Annotated in this window: 19 protein-coding genes and 3 tRNA genes; 6 read left to right on the forward strand and 16 right to left on the reverse strand. The window is 65.3% G+C overall.

What is annotated here, in order from left to right; all coding sequences use genetic code 11:
- The first annotated feature begins 135 nt into the window (after positions 1 to 135).
- Positions 136 to 1,599, forward strand: coding sequence for an IS21 family transposase (istA, locus tag FA702_RS01810; RefSeq protein WP_162832905.1), 1,464 nt, complete (start codon positions 136 to 138; stop codon positions 1,597 to 1,599).
- On the forward strand, positions 1,599 to 2,408 hold the full coding sequence (gene istB / locus FA702_RS01815; protein ID WP_009823666.1) for an IS21-like element helper ATPase IstB: 810 nt from the start codon (positions 1,599 to 1,601) through the stop codon (positions 2,406 to 2,408). The genes istA and istB overlap by 1 nt, the downstream gene beginning before the upstream one ends.
- Before the next feature lie 302 nt (positions 2,409 to 2,710).
- Here the strand turns inward: istB and FA702_RS01820 are convergent.
- Together FA702_RS01820 and FA702_RS01825 are read right to left on the reverse strand one after the other, a co-directional pair.
- Positions 2,711 to 2,785: transfer RNA gene (locus tag FA702_RS01820), tRNA-Asn, on the reverse strand.
- Between the two features lie 77 nt (positions 2,786 to 2,862).
- Positions 2,863 to 3,642 (reverse strand): NAD kinase, encoded by a 780-nt coding sequence (locus tag FA702_RS01825; protein WP_124807319.1) that lies wholly within the window; start codon positions 3,640 to 3,642, stop codon positions 2,863 to 2,865.
- Positions 3,643 to 3,770: 128 nt separating this feature from the next.
- Here FA702_RS01825 and FA702_RS01830 point away from each other — a divergent pair, with 128 nt between their 5' ends.
- Positions 3,771 to 5,063 (forward strand): bifunctional diguanylate cyclase/phosphodiesterase, encoded by a 1,293-nt coding sequence (locus FA702_RS01830; protein ID WP_136954778.1) that lies wholly within the window; start codon positions 3,771 to 3,773, stop codon positions 5,061 to 5,063.
- A 152-nt stretch (positions 5,064 to 5,215) separates the two neighbouring features.
- Here FA702_RS01830 and FA702_RS01835 read toward each other — a convergent pair whose 3' ends face one another.
- From FA702_RS01835 to FA702_RS01850, 4 genes are all read right to left on the reverse strand, one after another.
- Complete coding sequence (locus FA702_RS01835) at positions 5,216 to 6,145, reverse strand: hypothetical protein (RefSeq protein ID WP_136954779.1); 930 nt, start codon at positions 6,143 to 6,145, stop codon at positions 5,216 to 5,218.
- A gap of 388 nt (positions 6,146 to 6,533) precedes the next feature.
- Entirely contained in the window at positions 6,534 to 10,055 is a 3,522-nt protein-coding gene (mfd, locus tag FA702_RS01840; protein WP_136954780.1) for a transcription-repair coupling factor, read from the reverse strand.
- 26 nt (positions 10,056 to 10,081) lie between these two features.
- A complete protein-coding gene (locus tag FA702_RS01845; RefSeq protein WP_136954781.1) occupies positions 10,082 to 10,348 on the reverse strand; it encodes a succinate dehydrogenase assembly factor 2 in 267 nt (88 codons plus the stop codon).
- Positions 10,349 to 10,551: 203 nt separating this feature from the next.
- Positions 10,552 to 10,956 carry a host attachment protein gene (locus FA702_RS01850; RefSeq protein WP_136954782.1) on the reverse strand — a complete coding sequence of 135 codons (405 nt, stop codon included), beginning with the start codon at positions 10,954 to 10,956 and terminating at the stop codon, positions 10,552 to 10,554.
- Positions 10,957 to 11,215: 259 nt separating this feature from the next.
- Here FA702_RS01850 and recG point away from each other — a divergent pair, with 259 nt between their 5' ends.
- Entirely contained in the window at positions 11,216 to 13,273 is a 2,058-nt protein-coding gene (recG, locus tag FA702_RS01855) for an ATP-dependent DNA helicase RecG (RefSeq protein ID WP_136957214.1), read from the forward strand.
- A gap of 72 nt (positions 13,274 to 13,345) precedes the next feature.
- On the opposite strand, the gene FA702_RS01860 is transcribed toward recG, so the two are convergent.
- Positions 13,346 to 13,422, reverse strand: a tRNA-Asp gene (locus tag FA702_RS01860).
- 221 nt (positions 13,423 to 13,643) lie between these two features.
- On the opposite strand from FA702_RS01860, the gene FA702_RS01865 reads away from it, so the two are divergent.
- Positions 13,644 to 14,087 (forward strand): hypothetical protein, encoded by a 444-nt coding sequence (locus tag FA702_RS01865; protein WP_255504673.1) that lies wholly within the window; start codon positions 13,644 to 13,646, stop codon positions 14,085 to 14,087.
- A gap of 6 nt (positions 14,088 to 14,093) precedes the next feature.
- Here the strand turns inward: FA702_RS01865 and FA702_RS01870 are convergent, their stop codons facing one another.
- From FA702_RS01870 to thyA, 5 genes are all read right to left on the reverse strand, one after another.
- Positions 14,094 to 14,675, reverse strand: coding sequence for a YdeI family protein (locus FA702_RS01870; protein ID WP_136954783.1), 582 nt, complete (start codon positions 14,673 to 14,675; stop codon positions 14,094 to 14,096).
- Positions 14,676 to 14,734: 59 nt separating this feature from the next.
- Positions 14,735 to 16,081 carry a dihydrolipoamide acetyltransferase family protein gene (locus FA702_RS01875; RefSeq protein ID WP_136954784.1) on the reverse strand — a complete coding sequence of 449 codons (1,347 nt, stop codon included), beginning with the start codon at positions 16,079 to 16,081 and terminating at the stop codon, positions 14,735 to 14,737.
- Between the two features lie 5 nt (positions 16,082 to 16,086).
- Positions 16,087 to 17,139 carry an alpha-ketoacid dehydrogenase subunit beta gene (locus FA702_RS01880; protein WP_136957216.1) on the reverse strand — a complete coding sequence of 351 codons (1,053 nt, stop codon included), beginning with the start codon at positions 17,137 to 17,139 and terminating at the stop codon, positions 16,087 to 16,089.
- An 8-nt stretch (positions 17,140 to 17,147) separates the two neighbouring features.
- On the reverse strand, positions 17,148 to 18,479 hold the full coding sequence (locus tag FA702_RS01885; RefSeq protein ID WP_136954785.1) for a 3-methyl-2-oxobutanoate dehydrogenase (2-methylpropanoyl-transferring) subunit alpha: 1,332 nt from the start codon (positions 18,477 to 18,479) through the stop codon (positions 17,148 to 17,150).
- Positions 18,480 to 18,622: 143 nt separating this feature from the next.
- Positions 18,623 to 19,588: a thymidylate synthase gene (gene thyA / locus FA702_RS01890; protein WP_136954786.1), complete on the reverse strand. Its 966-nt coding sequence runs from the start codon at positions 19,586 to 19,588 to the stop codon at positions 18,623 to 18,625.
- Positions 19,589 to 19,747: 159 nt separating this feature from the next.
- On the opposite strand from thyA, the gene FA702_RS01895 reads away from it, so the two are divergent.
- Positions 19,748 to 19,824: transfer RNA gene (locus FA702_RS01895), tRNA-Pro, on the forward strand.
- Between the two features lie 50 nt (positions 19,825 to 19,874).
- Here the strand turns inward: FA702_RS01895 and FA702_RS01900 are convergent.
- The 4 genes from FA702_RS01900 to FA702_RS01915 form a co-directional block, all read right to left on the reverse strand.
- The gene (locus FA702_RS01900; RefSeq protein WP_124807328.1) at positions 19,875 to 20,096 is read right to left on the reverse strand and encodes a DUF2842 domain-containing protein; all 222 of its coding nucleotides are present in this window, start codon (positions 20,094 to 20,096) and stop codon (positions 19,875 to 19,877) included.
- Complete coding sequence (locus tag FA702_RS01905; protein ID WP_136954787.1) at positions 20,093 to 20,674, reverse strand: 5-formyltetrahydrofolate cyclo-ligase; 582 nt, start codon at positions 20,672 to 20,674, stop codon at positions 20,093 to 20,095. The genes FA702_RS01900 and FA702_RS01905 overlap by 4 nt, the downstream gene beginning before the upstream one ends.
- 239 nt (positions 20,675 to 20,913) lie before the next feature.
- Positions 20,914 to 21,237 (reverse strand): cell division protein ZapA, encoded by a 324-nt coding sequence (locus FA702_RS01910; RefSeq protein WP_125955673.1) that lies wholly within the window; start codon positions 21,235 to 21,237, stop codon positions 20,914 to 20,916.
- Positions 21,234 to 21,449 carry a hypothetical protein gene (locus FA702_RS01915; protein WP_136954788.1) on the reverse strand — a complete coding sequence of 72 codons (216 nt, stop codon included), beginning with the start codon at positions 21,447 to 21,449 and terminating at the stop codon, positions 21,234 to 21,236. The genes FA702_RS01910 and FA702_RS01915 overlap by 4 nt, the downstream gene beginning before the upstream one ends.
- Positions 21,450 to 21,481: the final 32 nt, after the last annotated feature.

A 21,481-nucleotide genomic window follows, 5' to 3' on the forward strand; every position in this document is an offset into this window, starting at 1 on the left:
CGATCTTTTTCCCCTTCTTTCGGGGGGGCTGATCGGGGCTGTGGCGGGCGGTGGTATCGGAACACTCATCGAACAACGAGCGATGGGTTTGCGATGCCGGGCCACCACATTTCCGATCAGCAGGTATTTCTCTTCATGACCCATCGTCGCCAACACACCCAGGCCGTCGCGGCTGCCAAGGCCGGTATCAGCGAGCGCAGCGCACGCCGGATCGAGAACGATCCGCAGCTTCCGTCCCAGAAGAAGAAGGAGCGCCACTGGCGCACCCGCGCCGATCCGCTCGAGCCATTCTGGCCACGCGTCGAGGAGTTGCTCCAGATCGACGGTATCATTGCCGTCACGGTCTTCGAGACGCTCCAGGACGAGTTCGGCGAGGATGCTGTTCCCGATGCGATACGACGAACACTTGAACGCCGGATCGCCCGCTGGCGGGCACTGCACGGCGGCGAGAAGGAGATCTTCTTCCCGCAGCATCATGAGCCCGGTCGGCAGGGCCTGTCGGATTTCACGGTATGCGACAGTCTCAAGGTCACCGTTGCCGGCGAGACCCTGGCCTATCGCCTTTACCACTTCCGCTTGGCGGCGAGTGGCTGGGAGCATGCGGCTGTCGTGCTGGGCGGGGAGAGCTTTGCCGCCCTTTCGGAGCACCTGCAGGATGCCTTGTGGAAGCTGGGCGGCGCGCCGGCCGAACACCGCAGCGATTCCCTGTCAGCCGCCTACAAAAACCTCGACGCCGATGCGCAGCGGGATTTTACCCGAAGCTATGACGAGCTGTGCCGTCATTACGGCATGCTCGCTACCCGCAACAACCGCGGCGAGGCGCACGAGAACGGATCGATCGAAGGTCCCCATGCCCATCTCAAGCGACGGCTCGATCAGGCCTTACGCCGGCGGGGAAGCCGCGATTTCGTCAGCATCGAGGCCTGGCGCGAGTTCGTTGAGGCGCAGGTCGCCAGACAGAACCGGCGGCATGCTGCGCACATCGATGCAGAACGCAGGGTACTCAAGGCGCTGCCCGCAAGGCGAACCACCGATTTCGCCATGGTCACCGTCGATGTCACCCGCAACGGCACCGTCGCCATCGATCGGGTTACCTATTCGGTGCCTTCCCGCCTCGTCGGACGGCGCCTCAACGCGCATCTCTTTGACGATCGCATTGAGCTCTTCCTCGGTCCGGACAGGGTAATGTCCACGCCGCGTGTGCGGATCAGCCATCCCCACCGGGGGCACAGCATCGATTTCCGGCACATGATCGGTAACCTGCGCCGCAAGCCTGGTGCGCTGCGCAACCTCGTCTACCGCGAAGCCCTGTTCCCCGATCACGCCTACCGGCGGGCCTGGCAAGCCTTCGATGCCCAACTCGATGGACGGCAGGCCTGCCGCGATGCCGTCGCGCTGCTCGATATCGCCGCCAGGGGCGACTGTGTCGACGTGCTGGCCCGGCGGATCGATGAGGCACTCGACAGAGGGCGCTTGCCCGATGTCGATGCGCTCAGGGACGAGTTCCTGCCAACCGCAAGATCGCAGCGCGATGTCACTATCCCGCCTCCCGATCTGCACAGCTACAACAGCTTGATCGCCAGCGGGGAGGTGTACTGATGACCCGCACCAAGGACCAGGCCGCCGCCGTGCTGCCTACCCTGCTCAAGGCCTTGCGCCTGCCGAGTATCAACCGCAACTGGAAGCGCCTCACCGACACCGCCGATCGCGATGGCTGGCCGGCCGCCAACCTGCTGGCCTCGCTTCTCGAGATCGAGATGGCCGATCGCTCCTCCCGGCGCATCCAGCGCCATCGCGACCAGTCCGGCTTGCCCGCAGGCAAGACCTTCGCCACCTTCGATTTCGACGCAGCCCCCGGCATCCGCAAACCGCACCTCTTGTCCCTCGCCGCCGGTGACGACTGGATCGAGAGCGGCGGCAACCTGCTGCTGTTCGGCCAGAGCGGGACCGGCAAGACGCACGCAGTTGCTGCCATTGGTCATGCCCTCATCGACACGGGGCGGCGCGTCCTGTTCTGCTCCACCACCGACATGGTCCAGAAGCTCCAGTCCGCGCGCCGCGACCTCAGCCTACCCGCCATGCTCGACAAGCTCGACAAGTTCGATCTCATCGTGCTCGACGATCTGTCCTACGTCCGCAAGGACCAGGTCGAGACCAGCGCCTTGTTCGAGCTCATCGCCCACCGCTACGAACGCCACTCGCTCGCCATTACCGCCAACCAGCCATTTTCGGCATGGGACAACGTCTTCCCTGATCCCGCTATGACTGTCGCCGCGATCGACCGCCTCGTGCACCACTCGATCATCATCGAGATGAACGGCGAAAGCTACCGCAAACGTTCCGCCGTCGCCCGTATCAACGCCGGCGATTACGACCCGCCGAATGGCGCCCCGGACCGGCCATCATAATTGTCGCTGGCTTCGCGCTCGGGAGCACCCTTGCTGAGGCAACGGGTAATTGTCGCCAGCGGCAATTACATGCCAACCATCCCATGCGCTTCAGACCCTCGCTTCCGGCCAGCGTCAGCGACAATTACCCAGCGTCGTAATTGTCGCTCGACGGTTGCTCCCCGCAACAGCAAATGGTAGCCAGAATTCACCAACCGGCGCGGCCACCTATCGGCCATCATAATTGACGCCGACCGGACTCCGTAATCGTCGCGCTACACCTAGGCGCGCCCAAGCGGGGCGAAAATCACCAAAATAAAAACTGGCTCCCTGAGTAGGATTCGAACCTACGGCCGCTCGATTAACAGTCGAGAGCTCTACCGCTGAGCTATCAGGGAGCAGCCCCGGTTGCCCGGGGCAGGAGCGCGCTAATAGCAGGCGATCCCGGTTTTGCAAGCGCTCGATTGATGTTTTTTCAGGCGAGAAACTGCTCCGCGAAAATTCGTTCGTCGAGCGATCGGCCCCGGTCGAACAGCAGGGTGAGCTGGTGTTCGGGCCAGGCGCGCACCTCCACGTGGGCCACGTCGCGCAGTTCCTTCTGGTCGGCCACCACGGCGACCGGGCGCTTCACGGATTCGAGCACGCGGAACGAGATCCGGGCGCTGTCGGGCAGGATCGCGCCGCGCCAGCGGCGAGGCCGGAACGGGCTGATCGGGGTAAGCGCCAGCATGTTAGAGCCGAGCGGCAGGATCGGGCCGTTGGCGGAAAGGTTGTAAGCGGTGGAGCCTGCGGGCGTGGCCACCAGCACGCCGTCGCACGCCAGTTCCTGCATCCGCACCTTGCCGTTCACCGTAACTTCCAGCTTCGCGGTCTGGCGCGTTTCGCGCAACAGCGAGACTTCGTTGATGGCGCAGAATTCGTGTTCGGTACCGGCGTTGGTGATCGCCTTCGTCTTCAGCGGGGAGACCGCGATGCGGCGCGCGCGGGCGATGCGTTCCTCCAGCGGGCGGCTGCTCTTGTAGCGGTTCATCAGGAAGCCGACGGTGCCCAGGTTCATGCCATAGGCCGGAACGACGCGGCCGGTATCGAGCATGTGATGCAGCGTCTGGAGCATGAAGCCATCGCCGCCAAGCACGACGACCGTGTCCGCTTCCTCGAAGGGCACCCATTCGCACAGCGCGCGCAGATCGCGTTCGGCTTCCTGAGCGCGGTCGGTAGGCGACGCGCAAAGCGCGAGTCGAGCGGATTCCGACATTGGTCCTCGATCCCCGGTTTCTCTCGCTGCGCGTGATATGGAGCGCGGCCTCTTGTTGCAATGCAAAACGGACGGGTCGCCGCAGGATCGGAACGGTTTGGCAAGATTGTTCGGGCACAAGCCGGGCAATGGACGCTTTTCCCAAACCGCTTCCCGCGCCGGTCGACGATCGCGACATGCTGACCGGACTGCCCGGCGTCGATGCCGCCTGCGCGTGGCTTGATCGCACGGGGCAGGATGGCTTTGCCCAGGCCATGCTGGTGGGCCTGCACCGGTTCCAGTCGGTGAACCTGGCCTATGGCAAGGCGGCGGGCGATCGCGTGCTGGCGGAGATCGCGCGGCGGATCGTTGATTTCGCGCGCGAGGAGCTGGGGGCGCAGAGCTTCGTTGCGCGGATGGGCGGCGGCGAGTTCCTGGTGGCTTCCACCGTCGCCGCCAGCCGGGAGCGTTGGCAATGGCAGGCCGAAGCCCTGGCGCGATCGATCGCGCGGCCGATCCCGCTGGCCGGCGACCAGTTGCGGCTCGCACCGCGCACGGCGCTGCTGCGCGGGCAGCCGGGCGAACGCGGCGCACCGATGCTCGACCGGCTCGATCAGGCCCTGCTCAGCCTGCAACGCGGGGCGGGGCGACGCATCCTTTGGGCGGATGGCTCCCACGCGGTGCGTGGCCGCAGCGCCGCGCGGCTGGAAGCGGACCTTATTGGCGCGCTCGACCGGTCCGAGATATCGCTGCTGTTCCAGCCGCAGTTCACCGTGGCCGATGGCCGCCTGATCGGCGCGGAGGCGCTTGCGCGCTGGCGCCATCCGGAACTCGGGCTGGTCGGCGCCGAAACGCTGTTCGCGATCGCCGAGAGGGGCGATCACATCAGCCAGCTGTCGCACCACATCGCCGAACGCGCGCTGGCCGAGGCGGCGGACTGGCCGGACGACTTGCGCCTCTCGCTCAACGTCACGGCCGAGGACTTCGCGGTGGGCGATCTGGCCGCATCGATACGCGTGCTGGTCGCCGCTTCGGGCTTTCCGGCGGAACGGCTGACGCTGGAGATCACCGAGCAGACGCTCATCGCCGACTTCGAGGCCTGTGCCGAAACGCTGCGCGAACTGGCCGGGATGGGCATCCGCGTCGCGCTCGACGATTTCGGCACCGGCTTCGCCAATTTCCGCACCCTGCGCGCGCTGCCGCTCGATGCGCTGAAGCTCGATCAGTCGCTGGTGCGCGATATCGCGCAGGACCCGCGCGACCGGGCGATCCTGCGTGCGATCGTGGCAATGGCCCGCGCGCTTGATCTGAAGGTCGTGGCCGAAGGCGTGGAGGACGCGGCGCAACTGGCCGTGCTGAACGAGGAAGACTGCGCTGTGTTTCAGGGCTTCCTGCGCTCTGGCCCGGTCGATGGCGCGGCGCTGGTGCGTATGCGCGCTTAACGGCAGGGCCAGCCACGATGCTTTATCGTTCACGATCCGTCGGCTGTATCGTTATCGTCCGTCCTGCCTTAATATCACGTCGCGCAAATGTTGTGCATTTCGCCGCTGGAGGCATGGATCAACGTACATGGACATGTAGTTTTGTTCAATATTTACGAAAACATATCTCTTTCATAAGAATCGAACGTTTTTCCGGTCGTGATTCCAACTCCTCTATGAATTGTTCTCATTAATAGATGTCCATTTTTGGGATTCCATCCGTACCAATCTTCCAAATTTGAAATACACTCTTCATTTGAAAAATCATAGAAAATATAGATAATGGCAATCCAATTTTTGTCTTTCAAAAAGGCTAGTATCATTTTTCCGGATTGGCCAGGATCATAGCCAATGATCATCCTATTTAATCTTATCTCCGGATTTTCGGAATATACGTCATCTATATTGCTAAAGAAATGTACGCAAGAATCCGGCTTTGACCATCGCGCATTCTCAGCATCGAAGTATAAACCAGAAAAATATCCTCCCCAATCGTGATTATGAGATCGGTAATTGAGTTGCATATTGCGGGTAAATGCTCTGCCGTTAGCAAAATTTAGGATGTCTAAAAACACGGTCCCATAGCCTGCCGTGGGATCAATTGCGTGATTCCAATGCCGCATCATATCTATCATTTGCTCACGACCCGATCCGATAGCAGCGATTTCTCCCAGATTTTCGAGATTATCAGTAGGAACATTGAAAATGAGTTGTGATTTTATGCTTGTGTCAACGACTTTTACCCGCCAAATAAGATACTGAATTTTGTCGTTGTATGGATCAGCTAATTTTCCAATGCTTTCATCTGGATCTTCCGATAAATCGAAAGTATCCGCATTGAATCGCAGGTCTTCAATAATTTTTTTTATATCAAATTCGTTGCCAGAGCAAGTGATGGCGATCGAATCTGAAATAATGAAAACTTTATTTGCCATTCGCTTTGGTGGACGGAATTCCAATCCACCTTCAAAAATATCACCGTTCGAAAGCTCGACTGTCTCGACGTGATTATCCACGGACACCATTGTATCCGCAATCAACATCGGGATTCCGTGTGGTGAAATTGCTATGCAGGCCGTCATTTCGCGGAGACTCCACAGTGTCTCGAAGTGGGGTGGCGCATTCGGCATAATAGACGAAGACAGACCCCTTAGCCACGTTTGCCGACAATTTGTCGCATCTTGGGGGTAGCGATCTTCTCGCAGCGGTTATTGGAGTTGACGGCTCGCAAGGCTTGCTCCAACTTTGTCAGCGAGCACGGCGTCGCGTTTCGACCACGGAACAAAGCCGGGGATGGGTGATCCCGCATCAGTTTTCTTGCCGGCAACAGCAAGGCGATCTGCGCCCATTGCGCCTCGGCAGTCCGCGTTCGAATGCGAATGCCATGAATCGGCGATTGGCTCGTTTGGAAATCCCGAATGTCGATCCGCTCTAGTCGCAGCGCTTTTGTGCCGTCGCGCGCCGGGCGATCGCGGACAGGCCCTTGGTCAGCTGCACCAGCCCGTTGAGCCGCGCTTCGGCGTTGCCCCATGCGCGCGAAATCACCAGCTTCATGTCCGGCCGCAGCTTGGCGGTGCCCTTCAGCCGTTCGACATAGGCGACGAGGCCCGCCGGATCGGGGAAGCTGTCGTTGTGGAACGAGACGAGCGCGCCCTTCTGGCCGACGTCGATCTTGGCGATCTGCGCCGCGATGGCCTGCCGCTTGATCTCGATCAGCTTGAGCAGGTTCTGTGTGGGGCCAGGCAGGGGGCCGAAGCGGTCGATCATTTCGGCCGCCAGTGCTTCCACTGCGTCCGCGCCTTCGGCATCGTTCATGCGGCGATAGAGCGCCATGCGCACCGCCAGATCGGGCACGTAGTCCTCGGGGATCATGATCGGCGCATCGACCGTGATCTGGGGGCTCAGCGCCTCGCGTTCGCGCGCCAGGCCTATGTCGCCCGCCTTGGCGGCGAGGATCGCGTCTTCCAGCATCGACTGGTAGAGTTCGAAGCCCACTTCCTTGATATGGCCCGATTGCTCGTCGCCCAGCAGGTTGCCTGCGCCGCGCAGGTCCAGGTCGTGGCTGGCGAGCTGGAAGCCGGCGCCGAGCGAATCGAGATCGCCCAGCACTTTCAGCCGCTTTTCCGCGACTTCGGACAGGGCCATGTCCTCGGGATAAGTGAGATAGGCATAGGCGCGCAGCTTGCCGCGCCCCACCCGGCCACGAAGCTGGTACAGCTGCGCCAGCCCGAAGCGGTCGGCGCGGTGCAGGACGATGGTGTTGGCGCTGGGGATGTCGATCCCGCTTTCGACGATGGTGGTCGAAAGCAGCACTTCGTACTTCTTCTCGTAGAACGCGCCCATCCGGTCCTCGACCTCGGTCGGGCTCATCTGGCCGTGCGCGGTGACGAAGCGGATCTCGGGCACGTTGAGCCGCAGCCATTCCTCCAGCTCGGGCATGTCGGCGATGCGCGGCACCACGATGAAGCTCTGCCCACCGCGCTGGTGCTCGCGCAGCAGCGCCTCGCGCATCACTACGTCGTCCCACGGCATGACATAGGTGCGGACGGCCAGGCGATCGACCGGTGGGGTCTGGATCGTGGACAGTTCGCGCAGGCCGGACATCGCCATCTGCAGGGTGCGCGGGATCGGCGTGGCGGTCAGCGTCAGGACATGGACGTCGGTCTTCAGCTCCTTGAGCTTTTCCTTGTGGCCCACGCCGAAGCGCTGTTCCTCGTCCACGATCACCAGGCCCAGCCGCTTGAACTGCACCTGCTTCGACAGCAGCGCGTGCGTGCCGATCACGATGTCGGTCGTGCCGTCGGCCAGCCCGGCGCGGGTCTCGCGCGCTTCCTTTTCGGGGACGAGGCGCGAAAGGCGGCCGATGTTGAGCGGGAAGCCGGAGAAGCGTTCGACGAAGTTGGCGTAATGCTGGCGCGCCAGCAGCGTTGTCGGCGCGATCACGGCGACCTGCTTGCCGGCCATCGCCGCGACGAAGGCAGCGCGCAGCGCGACTTCGGTCTTGCCGAAGCCGACGTCGCCACAGACCAGCCGGTCCATCGGCTTGCCTTCGACCAGATCGCCCAGCACGTCGTCGATGGCGCGTTCCTGGTCCTCGGTCTCGTCCCACGGGAAGCGGTCGACGAAGGGGCCGTAGCTGGCGGGATCGGTCGGAAGCACGTCCGCCTGCCGCAGGGCGCGCGCCGCGGCGGTGGCCATCAGCTGCCCGGCCATCTCCAGGATGCGCTCGCGCATCCGCGCCTTGCGCCGCTGCCACGCCTCGCCGCCCAGCTTGTCGAGCGCGACGCCGTCGCTCTCGTTGCCGTAGCGCGAAAGAACGTCGAGGTTCTCGACCGGGATGTAGAGCTTGTCACCGCCGGCGTACGTCAGCTGAACGCAATCGTGCGGGCTGTCGCCCACCTTGATCGCTTCCAGCCCTTCATAGCGGCCGATGCCGTGGTCCATGTGAACCACCAGATCGCCGGGATTGAGCGCGGAAAGTTCGGCCAGGAACGCGTCGGCGTCCTTGCGCTTTTTCTTGCGGCGCACGAGCCGGTCGCCGAGGATGTCCTGCTCGGTCAGCAGTTCCAGTTCGGCGTTGGCGAAGCCCTGCTCCAGCGGCAGCACCACGGCGACGGGTCGACCGGAGGCGGCGATGCCCAGCGCTTCCTGCCAGCTTTCCGCCAGCGCGGGCGCCGTCTTGCCGGCTTCGCCCAGCAGCGAGGCCAGACGCGCGCGCGATCCGGCGGTATAGGCGGCGATGACCGGCTTGAGCCCGCGCGTGCCCAGCGCGGCCAGGTGCTTCGCCGCCGCCTCGTAGATGTTGCCGTTCGACGCCGCGCCCGCTTGGCCAGAGCTGGCCTGCGCCCGCTCGGGCGTGAAATCGCGCGCGCTGGAAAAGCCGAAATCGACGACCTGCCCCGATTCAGGTTCGGCAAAGATCGACGTGCGGTGGACCGGCCAGCCGGCCAGCGCCCGGTCGAACTCGTCGCGCGAGAGGTACAGCGCATCCTCGGCCAGCGGGCGATAGGTGCCCGGACTGCGCTGCGCGCTGTCGATCCGCGCCTGGTGGTAGTCGGCGATGTCGGCCAACCGCGTTTCCGCCGCCTTGGCCGCCGCGCCGTCGATCAGCACGAGGTCGTCGTCGGTCAGATGGTCGAACAGCGTGACCAGCCGGTCCTCGAACAGCGGCAGCCAGTGCTCCATCCCGGCCAGCCGACGGCCATCGCTGACAGCCTGATAGAGCGGATCGCCGGTTGCGTTGGCGCCGAACAGTTCGCGATAGCGCCCGCGAAAACGCTTGATGCTGTCCTCGTCGAGCAGCGCCTCGCTGGCGGGCAGCAGCAGATGCGTTTCCACCGGCTGCACGCTGCGCTGCGTGTTCGGATCGAACAGCCGCAGCGTTTCCAGCTCGTCGCCGAAGAAGTCGAGCCGCAACCCGTGGTCGAGCCCGCTGGGGAAAATGTCGAAGATCGATCCGCGCACGGCATATTCGCCGGCATCGACCACCGTGTCCGTCCGCGAATAGCCCTGCCGCTGGAGCAGCGCGATCAGGCTCTCGCGCCCGATCTCCACGCCCGGCGTGAGCAGGCGGGTGGATTCGCGGATGCGGAACGGCGTCAGCGCGCGTTGCAGGACGGCGTTGATCGTCGTGACGACCAGCTGCGGCCCGTTGCGCTTCTGCTGCAGCTTCTGCAGCGCCGCCAGCCGCCGCGCGCTGACCGAGAGCGCGGGGGAGGCGCGGTCGAATGGCAGGCAGTCCCACGCCGGGTATTCGACGACTTCAAGGTCGGGCGCGAAGAAGGGCGCACTTTCGGCGATCGCGCGCATCGCCGCGTCGTCCGGCGCGATGAACACCGCGCGCCCCTTCGCCGCGCGCGCCAGATCGCCCAGCACCAGCGGCTGCGCCCCGCGCGCGACGGAGGCAAGCGTCAGCGGGACGGTGGCGGAAAGGATGCGGTTCAGATCGGGCATGGTGACGCGCAGGAAAGTCTGGCGGATCAGCGCGGAATGTCGACGTAGTCGAGCTTGCGCATGGCTTCCATCATGGGGCCGGCATATTCGTCGGGAATGCTCTGCGTGCCCAGCGCCCAGGCCATGATGTCCACGTCGTCCTCGTCGATCAGGCGCTCGAACAGGGCGATTTCGGCTTCGCTCCAGCTGGCGTGGAAGCGGTCGAAGAAGCAGCCGATCATGTAATCGGCCTCGCGCGTGCCGCGATGCCAGGCGCGGAACTGCAAGCGGCGGAGGCGGGCGTCGTCAGTCATGCGCGGGCGGTTAGGCCATCGTCGCTCAGGACTCAAGCGCGGCGGGTGTTTTGGGTGCCTTATTCGGTCGTTCCGGGAAAAGAATCCCGGCGATCGGCGGCGTGTTCGCGCACGAAGGCACCCGGCGGCGTCCTTCCCCCATACCGCCGGGTGCCACACGGGTCCTTGCCCCCGTGATCTGGATGAGGGTGTGAATGCGGGCTTCAGCGGGCGCGCAGCGCTGCCAGGATGTCGGTCGGTTGCCTGCCGATCAGGTCTTTCGACAATTCGCCCGTCAGAACCTGCCGCGTTTGCGGTGAATAGTGGTGGCGCAGTTCGCCCAGCGTGCGCGGCGCGGCGATCACCACGGCATGTTCGATCTGGCGGCTGGCGACTTTCGCGTTGAGCCACGCGGCCACGGCGGCAGCGTGGGCGTCCTCGTCCAACTGGTGGCCCGAAGGATTGCCGGAACTGGAACCGTGCCGGGTGCCAGAGCCGTGATTCTGTTCCACCAGATGCGGCACGGGCAGGGCAGCGAGTTCCGGCGCGGCCTCGTTCCCGGCGTTGCGGTAAATCTCCCATGCCTTGCCATCGGCAAGCACGATCACGGCGCCATGGGGAAGCAGCATTGGTTTTCGACTCCCTTTGTTATCGGGGTCAACCAAGCGCGCGGATCGCGATCGTTTCCATGCGCTGGGTCAAAATTGGGTGCTTGTATCGCTTGCAGGCCATGGGCGTCGGAAGCCCGCCCCGTTGTGAGGAACGCTGCCAGCGGCGGTGCAAGTCTCACTCCCCTCCCGCTTGCGGGAAGGGGTAGGGGCGGGAAGCACGGCATCGGCCTTGCCGCCGCGCTGGCGCTCCGGCTTCACGCCGACTATGTCGGCAGCGATGCGCCCCGATCTGCTCAATCCGCTGTTTGCCGAGGCCGCCAGCCTGAAGGGCGTGGGGCCGGGGCTAGCCCGTCCGCTGGAGCGCCTGGCGCTGACGCGCGTGCGCGACATCGCCTATCACCTGCCCGATCGGTTCGTGCTGCGCCGTGCGGTCGCCAATCTCGACGAGGCCAGCGTGGGTGAACAGATCGTGGTGGCGCTGACGGTGCGCGAACACCGCGCCTCGTCCGGGCGGGGGCCGTTCCGCGCGATGGCGGAGGACGTGCTGGGCAATGTCGTCGCGCTCACCTATTTCGGCCGCTCGTCCTACACCGCGCGCAAGCAGTTGCCGCCCGGCGAGACGCGCTGGATCGCGGGCCGGCTCGACCAGTTCGGGCAGACGCTGCAGATCGTCCATCCGGATCATGTCAGCGAGGAAAGCGCCGGCGCGCTCGGACAACTGACCGAGCCGGTCTATCCGCTGGCCGAAGGGCTGACGCAGGGCCGGGTACAGGCGCTGGCCCACCAGGCGATCGGCCTGCTGCCCGATCTGCCCGAATGGATCGAACCGGGCCTGTTGCAGAAAATGGGTTGGCCGGCGTGGAAAGCCGCGCTGACTGAGGCGCATCGTGGAGAAAACCCCCTCGCGCGCGATCGGCTCGCCTATGACGAACTGCTCGCCAACAGTCTGGCCCTGATGCTGGTGCGCGCCAGCAACCGAGAGCGCGCGGGCACGCCGCTTCAGGGCGACGGGCATTTGCGCGCGAAGCTGCACCTGCCGTTCGAGCTGACCGGCGCACAGAAGCGCGCGATTGCCGAGATCGAAGGCGATGTGGCGCAAGGCGCGCCGATGCTACGGCTGCTGCAGGGCGATGTCGGTTCGGGCAAGACGGCGGTCGCGCTCCACGCCATGCTGATCGCGGTGGAAGCCGGCGGGCAGGCCGCGCTGCTGGCGCCCACCGAAATCCTCGCGCGCCAGCACCACGCCACGCTCACGCGCATGGCCGCCGGAACCGGCGTGGAAATCGCGCTGCTGACCGGGCGGGACAAGGGCAGGGCGCGAGAATCGATCCTGATGGGGCTGATGGACGGCTCGATCCACATCTGCGTCGGCACCCATGCGATCTTCCAGGAGACGGTCAGCTATCGCAATCTGGCGCTGGTGGTGATCGACGAACAGCACCGCTTCGGCGTTGGCCAGCGCCTGATGCTGACGCAGAAGGCACGGCGCACGCCGCATTGCCTGGCGATGACGGCCACGCCCATTCCCCGCACGCTCACGCTGGCCCAGTATGGCGAGATGGATGTCTCGCGGCTCGACGAGATGCCGCCGGGCCGGCAGGCGATCGACACCCGCGTCGTCGCGGTGGAGCGCATGGCCGAGGTAATCGACGGGATCGGCCGGCATATCGCCAAGGGCGGTCAGGCCTATTGGGTCTGCCCGATGGTGCGCGAGCAGGAGAGCGAGGATCTGGCCGCCGCCGAGGCGCGCTTCGCCCTGCTGCGCGAACGCTTCGGAGACGATGTTGTGCTCGTCCACGGCCAGTTGCGGCCCGAGGCCAAGGACGCCGCGATGGAGCGGTTCGCCGGCGGCGCGGCCAAGCTGCTGGTGGCGACCACCGTGATCGAGGTCGGCGTCGACGTGCCCAACGCCACGCTGATGGTGATCGAGCAGGCGGAACGCTTCGGCCTTGCCCAGCTGCACCAGTTGCGCGGGCGCGTGGGGCGGGGCAGCGAACGCTCCACCTGCCTTTTGCTGCGCGGCGATGCGCTGTCCGAAACGGGCCGCGAGCGGCTGGCGCTGATGCGCGAGACGCAGGATGGTTTCCGCCTCGCGGAGGAGGACCTGCGCCTGCGCGGCGGCGGCGAATTGCTGGGAACGCGCCAGTCGGGCGACACCCCGTTTCGTGTCGCCGATTTCGAACAGATCGCCCGCCTGCTGCCGCTGGCGCACGACGATGCGCGCCTGCTGATGGAACGCGACGGCGGCCTCGCTTCGCCGCGCGGCGAAGCGGCGCGCGTGCTACTCTACCTGTTCGAGCGCGACTGGGGTGTGCAATTGCTGCGCGGCGGATGAGGTGCGCAAATCGCGAAGCTGATGGAAATTCCCAAGGAGCGGGTGGCCAATCTTCCTTCCATGTGAAGGAGATGGCGCGAGTGACGGGGCTCGAACCCGCGACCTCCGGCGTGACAGGCCGGCGCTCTAACCAACTGAGCTACACCCGCGTTCCCTTGGGAGCCGCGCCTCTATGCGAGCGGGCCGAGGCTGTCAACAGGTCTCGTCGCCAGTTTTTTTCCACAGCCGGATATCGCCTTTCGGCCTCCGTCATTTCGCGCATTTAGGGCGCGTTAACCAAGCTTTAGCCGCTGCCGGCTAGCATGACCCCCGGACGAGCGCACAGGGGGTGCGCCGGGGGATAATGATGATTTTCAGGACGGGGGCTTCGATGGTCGGGGCTGTGGCGGTCGCCGCGCCGCTGGCCGCGCAGGTTGCGCAACCGGTGCGCTTTGCCAGCGACGTCTTTGTGGAGCGCTTCATTCCCGGCCCCGGCGGGCGGATGAGCCGCGTGCTGGAACGGCCCGACCGTCTCAATCCGGGCGATCGCGTGGTCTTCGTGGTCAACTGGAAAGCCGATCGTGGGCACGATTTCACCGTGACCAACCCTCTCCCGCGCACCGTCGCGTTTCAGCGCAGCGCCGACGGGCTGGAGGAAGTGTCGATCGACGGCGGCCGCACCTGGGGCACGCTCGAAGACCTGCGCGTGCGCGATGCCGATGGTTCGATGCGCCATGCCACGCCCGATGACGTGACGCACGTACGCTGGCGCGTTCCGGCGCGCCTCGCGCTCGCTGGAACGGGGCAGTTCACCTATCGCGGCGTGGTGCGCTAGGCGCGATCAGCAACGTTCGTATTTCCAGTTCCGCTTTTTGCCCGCCGCGATCCAATCCACCGCTTGCGCGATGCGACGCGCGCGGGTGGTCGCCGCCTTGGCCTCGGTAATCCATTCCAGATATTCGCGCCGATAGCCCGGCGTGAACGTTGCGAAGTGCGCCTCCGCGTCGGGTGTGGCAGCGAGCGCCGCAGCGAAGTCGTCCGGAACCGGGATGTCCGCCTTTGGCGCGGGTCTGGCGCGCGACATCTTCGTGCCGCTGGCCGTCCTTTCACGCGCGGCATGGAGCTTTTCCGTCAGCGCGGCGACCGAGGGCAAGTCCGCCAGTGTGGTGATCTTGCCGAACTGGCCCATGGCATCCCCTTGCCGCCCATCGCCGTGAATCACGAAGGCACAATGCGCCTTGAACGCGGCCATGCCGGCCACGTTTTTTCCTCCCACGGTGAAGTGCGGCATGCCCCACTTGATCGTTTCCACGCAATCGGGCAGCGCACTGTGCACCAGCGCGCGCAGATGCGCGAGGATCGGCTGCGCGAAGGGCGCGGCACGGGCGATGAAGGCGTCGATGCGCGGATCGGTCTGTACCATCCGGCCAACCTATCGCATCAACCCCGCGCTGCGAAGCTGACACCTTCATTCCGGACGCGTCAGTCCGCCAGCAGCAGCACCGGCGTTTCGATCAGCTTCTTCACCTCCTGCACGAAGCTGGCGGCATCCCAGCCGTCCACGACACGATGATCGCAGCTGATCGAGATGTTCATCAGCTTGCGCTTCTCGATGCGTTCGCCACCCATGCCATCGGGCACGAACATCGGCCGCTCGACGATCCGGTTCGGCCCGATGATCGCCACTTCCGGCCGGTTGATGACGGGAGTGGTGGCGATACCGCCCAGCGGCCCCAGCGAGGTGACCGTCAGCGTCGAGCCCGAGAGTTCGTCGGATTTCGCCGTGCCATTGCGCGCGGCTTCCGCCAGCCGGACGATCTCCCCCGCGAGCTGCCACAGGTTGCGGCTCTGCGCGTCGCGGATCACGGGGACCATCAGGCCGGTCGGGGTTTGCGTCGCCATGCCCAGATGGACCGCGCCATGGCGCGTCACCACGCCGGCTTCGTCGTCGTAACGCGCGTTGAGCATCGGGAAGCGGGGCAGAGTGCGGCAGATCGCCGCGATCAGCAGCGGCAGCATGGTCAGCTTGGGCTTGTCGCCGCGCGCGTTGTTCAATTGCGCGCGCATCGCTTCCAGCGCGGTGACGTCGCATTCCTCGACATAGGAGAAGTGCGGGATACTGCGCTTGGACGCGGCCATGTTCTCGGCGATACGGCGGCGCAGGCCGATGACCTTGACCACCTCGTCCCCGCGCGCCGCGCCCGCCGGACGATAGCCACCGGCGGCGTTGTAAGCGAGGAACTGGTCCAGGTCGGCATGGCGGATGCGCCCTTCCTCGGACGGGCGGACCTGCGCCAGATCGATCCCCAGTTCCTTGGCGCGCTGGCGCACGGCGGGGCTGGCGAGGACTTTGGGGTGCGGGGTGGGTGTGGGCGCGGGGCCTTCGACAGGCTCAGGCTGAGCGGGGGTGGTGGGCGCGGTCTTCTCCCTCTCCCCCTCCAGGGGGAGAGGGTCGGGGAGAGGGGGCGTCTGCGCTTCGGCGCCAGTAGCGGTTGCGGAGGTGGACGTTGCGCCCCCCTCTCCCAACCCTCTCCCCCCGGCGGGGTGAGAGGGCTCTTGCGCGGCGCCAACCTCCGCGTCGTCCTCGCCCTCGGTCTCGATCACCACCAGCGGCGAGCCGATGGCAACCACGTCGCCCACGTCGCCCGCGACCTCGATCACCACGCCGGAGACAGGGCTTTCCATCTCGACCGTGGCCTTGTCAGTCATCATGTCGGCCACGCGGCCGTCTTCCTCGATCCGGTCGCCGATCTTGACGTGCCAGGCGACGATTTCGGCTTCGGCGATGCCTTCTCCGATGTCGGGAAGGCGGAAAATGAACTTGCCCATCGTGCTTACGCTTTCAGAAGACGATCGACCGCCTCGCCAATGCGGACGGGACCGGGGAAATAGGCCCATTCAAGGCTGTGCGGATACGGCGTGTCGAAACCCGTCACGCGCTCGATCGGCGCCTCGAGATGATAGAAGCAGCGCTCCTGTACCAGCGCGGAGAGTTCGGCGCCGAAACCGGAGGTGCGCGTCGCTTCGTGGACGATCAGGCACTTGCCCGTCTTGCGCACCGATTGCTCGATCGTCTCGATGTCGAGCGGAACCAGCGTGCGCAGGTCGATGATCTCTGCATCGACGCCCTTTTCGCGCAGCACCGCCTCGGCGACGTGGACCATCGTGCCATAGGCCAGCACCGTCACCGCCTCGCCAGGGCGCACGATGCGCGCCTTGCCGAGCGGGATCGCATAATAGCCTTCGGGCACCGCGCTGTCGGGATGGCGGCTCCATGGTTCCACCGGCTTGTCGTAATAGCCGTTGAAGGGGCCGTTGTAGATGCGCTTGGGCTCGAAGAAGATCACCGGGTCGTTGTCCTCGATCGCGGCGATCAGCAGGCCCTTGGCATCGTGCGGCGTGCTGGGCACCACGGTCTTGATCCCGGCGACGTGGGTGAACAATGCCTCCGGGCTCTGGCTATGGGTCTGCCCGCCGAAGATGCCGCCACCGAAGGGCGAGCGCACCGTCAGCGGCGCGATGAAGCCGCCGGCGGAGCGGTAGCGCAGCCGCGCCGCTTCCGAAACGAGCTGGTCCAGCCCTGGATAGATATAGTCGGCGAACTGAATTTCCGGCACCGGGCGCAGGCCATAGGCGCCCATGCCCACGGCCACGCCAATGATCCCGCATTCGCTGATCGGCGTATCGAACACGCGCGTCTTGCCGTACTTCTTCTGCAGGCCCGCCGTCGCGCGGAACACGCCGCCGAAATAGCCGACGTCCTCGCCCATCACGACAACGTCGGGATCGCGTTCCATCATCAGGTCGAGCGCGTCATTGATCGCCTCGATCATGTTGAGCCGCCGCGTCGGCGCTTCGGCCAGCGACACGGGTGCTTCCTCGGTCATCGGTTCGCTCACCGGCCGCTCTCCCGCCAGCTTTCGTCGGACCATTCCGGCCACTTGATCCGCCGTTCGCGGATCGCCTGCTCGCTCTGTTCCCGAAGGTGCCAGGGCAGTTCCTCGAACACGTCCTCGAACATCGTATGGAACGGGTGGTGCAAGCCGTGGCCCAGCACGCCGTTCTTTTCCGCCTCGCGCGTGGCGGCCTTGACCAGATCGACCAGTTCGCGGTCCATGGCCGCGTGCTGTTCCTCCGACCATTCGCCCAGCGCGATCAGGTGGCGCAGCAGCCGCGTGACCGGATCGCCCAGCGGCCATTCCTCGCGCTCCTGCGCGGAGCGGTACTGGGTGGGATCGTCCGACGTGGAATGCCCTTCGGCGCGATAGGTGAAATGCTCGATCAGCGTCGGACCGGCGTTGGCGCGGGCGCGGTTCGCGGCCCATTGCGTCGCGGCATAGACCGCCAGCGGATCGTTGCCATCCACGCGCAATCCGGCGATGCCATAGCCAATCGCGCGCGCGGCAAAGGTGGTCCGTTCCGCCCCGGCAAAGCCCGAGAAGCTGGAAATGGCCCACTGGTTGTTGACGACGTTGAAGATGACCGGCGCGTTATAGACGGCGGCAAAGGTCATCGCGGAGTGGAAATCGCCTTCCGCCGTCGATCCTTCGCCGATCCAGGTGGCCGCGATGCGGGTATCGCCCTTGATCGCGCTGGCCATGGCCCAGCCCACCGCCTGCGGGTATTGCGTGGCGAGGTTGCCGGAGATCGTGAAGAACGCATGCTCCGGCGCCGAATACATGATCGGGAGCTGGCGCCCCTTCAGCTTGTCCGCGCGGTTCGAATATATCTGGTTGATCATCTCCACCAGCGGATAACCGCGCGTAATCAGGATGCCCTGTTGGCGATAGCTGGGGAACACAATGTCATCGTGCGCCAGCGCCATCGCCGGGGCGATCGAGGTAGCCTCTTCGCCCGTGCACTTCATGTAGAAGCTGGTCTTGCCCTGCCGCTGGCCGCGATACATGCGATCGTCGAACGCGCGCGTCAGCGCCATCATGCGCAGCATCCGCCGCAGCGTTTCGGCATCCAGCTTCGGGTTCCACGGCCCCACCGCGCGGTTCTCGTCATCGAGCACGCGCACGAGATCGAGGCACAGCGGATGCGTTTCGGACGCGGCGCAGCTTTCGTCGGGCCGGGGCTGCGCACCCGCCGGTGGAACCTTGATGTGGCTATAATCGACCGTGTCACCCGGCCGGAATTTCGGTTCGGGTACGTGTAGCGACAAGGGCGGCAGGTTGCCGTGCCCTTGGGTTCCCGTCGCCCCGGGGGCGCCCGCGTCGGTCATGCTCGCAGATCCAGCATCGATGTCTCTCCCGCACGCTTGAACGCGCGACTCGCGGTCGCGATCAGCTCGGTGCAAAATTACTCAACGATGTTATTTTATTTCAAAGCTGCGCACAAGAGAAACAAGTGCGACTTCATGTCACCTCATACCGCGACCGGTGCCGCGATGTGCGCGGCGGGCTGGTAATCGCGCACCACGAAGTCCTCGATGCGGTAGTCGAATATCGAATCCGGCCGGCGCGCGATGTCCAGCCGCGGATCGCCTGCGGGCGTCCGGGCGATCTGCGCTTCCACCAGATCGGCATGGTTGAGATAGAGGTGCACGTCGCCGCCCATCCACACCAGTTCACCCGGCTCCAGATCGCACTGCTGCGCCAGCATGCGCAGGAACAGCGCCGCGCCCCACAGGTTGAACGGCAGCCCCAGCGCCACGTCGCAACTGCGCTGGTAGAGCAGGCCCGACAGGCGGTCGCCCGAAACGTGGAACTGGTAGGTCTTGTGGCACGGCGGCAGCGCCATGGCGTCAAGCTCGGCCACGTTCCAGCCTTCGACGATATGGCGGCGGCTGCCGGGATTGGTGCGCAGGCTGCGCACGACATCGGCCACCTGGTTCACGCCATGTTCGCGCCGCCAGAACGCGCCCTGGCCGTCCGGTTCGTAAACCGGCCAGTCGACCCATTGCTTGCCATAGACCGGGCCGAGATCGCCCCACTGCGCGGCAAAGGCTTCGTCAGCCACGATCCGCGCGGAAAAGTCGGCGCGGCTGATCGGATCACCGGTTTCGCGGCGGTAGCGGTCGAGCGGCCAGTCGGTCCAGATTTCCACGCCCTGCGCGCAGAGCGCGCGGATGTTGGTGTCGCCGGTCAGGAACCACAGGAATTCGCGCGTGGCGGTCTTCCAGAACACGCGCTTGGTGGTGAGCAATGGCATGCGCCCGTCCGACAGGTCGAACCGCAGTTCCGCGCCGAACACCGATCGCGTGCCGATGCCGGTGCGATCCACGCGCTCGTCGCCCTGTTCCCAGATGCGGCGCATCAGGTCGAGATATTGCCATTCGTAGTGCGGCGCTTCGCGCGAAGGCGAGGAATCGGGTCGGAGCACGGAAGCCATGGATCGAACCTAGGCGTCGATCGCCGCAGGCGCAAAGGGAGGCTGAATTTTAGCCGGTGGGAATGTGGAAAAACTTTTCGATTGCCCGCTTGCCACCCGTGGAACCGCCGCCTATAGGGCGCGCCTGCCTCGCAGCCGGGTGACCGGCGGCGGATCGGTCGGGGAGTAGCTCAGCCTGGTAGAGCACTGTCTTCGGGAGGCAGGGGCCGGAGGTTCGAATCCTCTCTCCCCGACCATTTCACTTCATTTTTAGAGCGTGAAGCCGCTTTCGCGGCGGCGCGGGGCCTCAGCCCCAGCGGCCGGTTTCCATCCAGATCAGATAGCGCCGCAGCGGCAGCAGCCAGATCGTGCCCAGCACGATGTAGATCGGTGTCTGCACCAGCACCGGCAGCCTGCCGATCGGCGTCGAAAGACCGGCTACGATCACGGCATAGACCAGCAGCGCGATGAATAGCGCCAGAATCCCCACAGGCTTGCGCCACGTCGGTTTTGTCTCGCCCGGCTTCATCGATGCTCCTCCCACGGGCCATAGAGCCGTGTCGGCGTGACCACGGCATGCAGCGAGCGGTCGTGCGGTTCGCGCGGCAGGTCGTCGGCCAGCTGGCAATCCCAGGCGAGGCCAATGGCCTTCGTTTGCGGGTGCGCTTCTAGCCAGCGATCATAGTGCCCGCCGCCCTGGCCAAGCCGGCCGCCATCGGCGGTGAAGCCCACCAGCGGCACGAACAGGACATCAGGCACCACGTCCTCGGCCTCGTCGGTGGGCTGGTGCGTGCCGTAAGGCCCCGGCTCCAGCAAATCATCGAGATGCGGGCTCGCCCAGGTGCGGAAGCGCATTGGCGCTGCGCGCGTAGCGAAGTGGGGCAGGGCGATAGTGTGGCCGGCATCGTGGAAGAACCGGGCGTAGCCACCTGCCGGCGCCTCTTCCGCGTTGGCCATGTAAAGGCCCACGGCCTGCCCCGGTTGGACCAGATCGGCCACGGGGCGTGGCGGGCGCATCAGCATCAGCGCGCGCACGCGCGGGTCCAGCGCGGCGACATGCGCGCGCCGCGCGGTGCGCAGTTCCTTGCGCAAGGCCGTCTTGGCCATGGCGGTTTCAGCGGGGGAAGGCGGTTGAGTCATGGACGGGATGGGGGTGACGGGTCCACCATGGGTCGGTTTCCGGGAAAATCCTCTGACGCCTCAACGTCAGGTGGGGACCATGTACCACTGGCCAGGGCCAGGGCAGGGACAGCCCCCGTGGATTGCTTATAGCCTCAGGGATGTTTCATGCGGCTCGTGCCGGGCAGATCCCGTCGCCCCTGATGTAGGGCGTCCGTGCTCCGGGCTCAAGATGGCTGTTCGATCTGCTGCGCCAGTTTTTCCACGCGCTCGGCCAGCGCCTGCACCCGCGCGACCACGCTGGCGGGCGCTTCTGCGGAAGGGACCTCCCCGGCAGGAGGAGGCGCCTTGCGGTGCTCCTCGTGCAGTTCGTCGGCCAGGAACAGCGCGGCATAGAGCATCATGCGCGATTCGCTCTGCCCGGCGGCCGCACCCAGCTTGCGCACGCGCTCGTCGATCATCCGCCCCAGCATTTCGAGATGCGCTTCCTCGCCCTCGGCGCAGGCGACGGTGAACGGGCGGCCCCCGATCTGGAGCGATACGTTGCTCATTTGGGAATCCCCGCCAGCAGCAGATCGAGCTGTTGCAGCTCTTCCGCCACCTTGTCCTTCAGCTTGCGATGCCGGGTTTTCAAGGCCTTCAGTTCGACGGTGACCTCCGCTTCGGCGGAGGCGGCCGTGCGCAGCGCGGCGACTCCCGCTTCCAGCCGGGCCAGGGCTTGCTCGATCTGGTCGAGCGCTGCGTTCAATGCTTCGGTCGCCATGAACAAGCGCTAGCATAAACGGTTGGCGTCGC

Origin of the sequence: Novosphingobium sp. EMRT-2 (assembly GCF_005145025.1) — a bacterium.
GTDB lineage: Bacteria > Pseudomonadota > Alphaproteobacteria > Sphingomonadales > Sphingomonadaceae > Novosphingobium.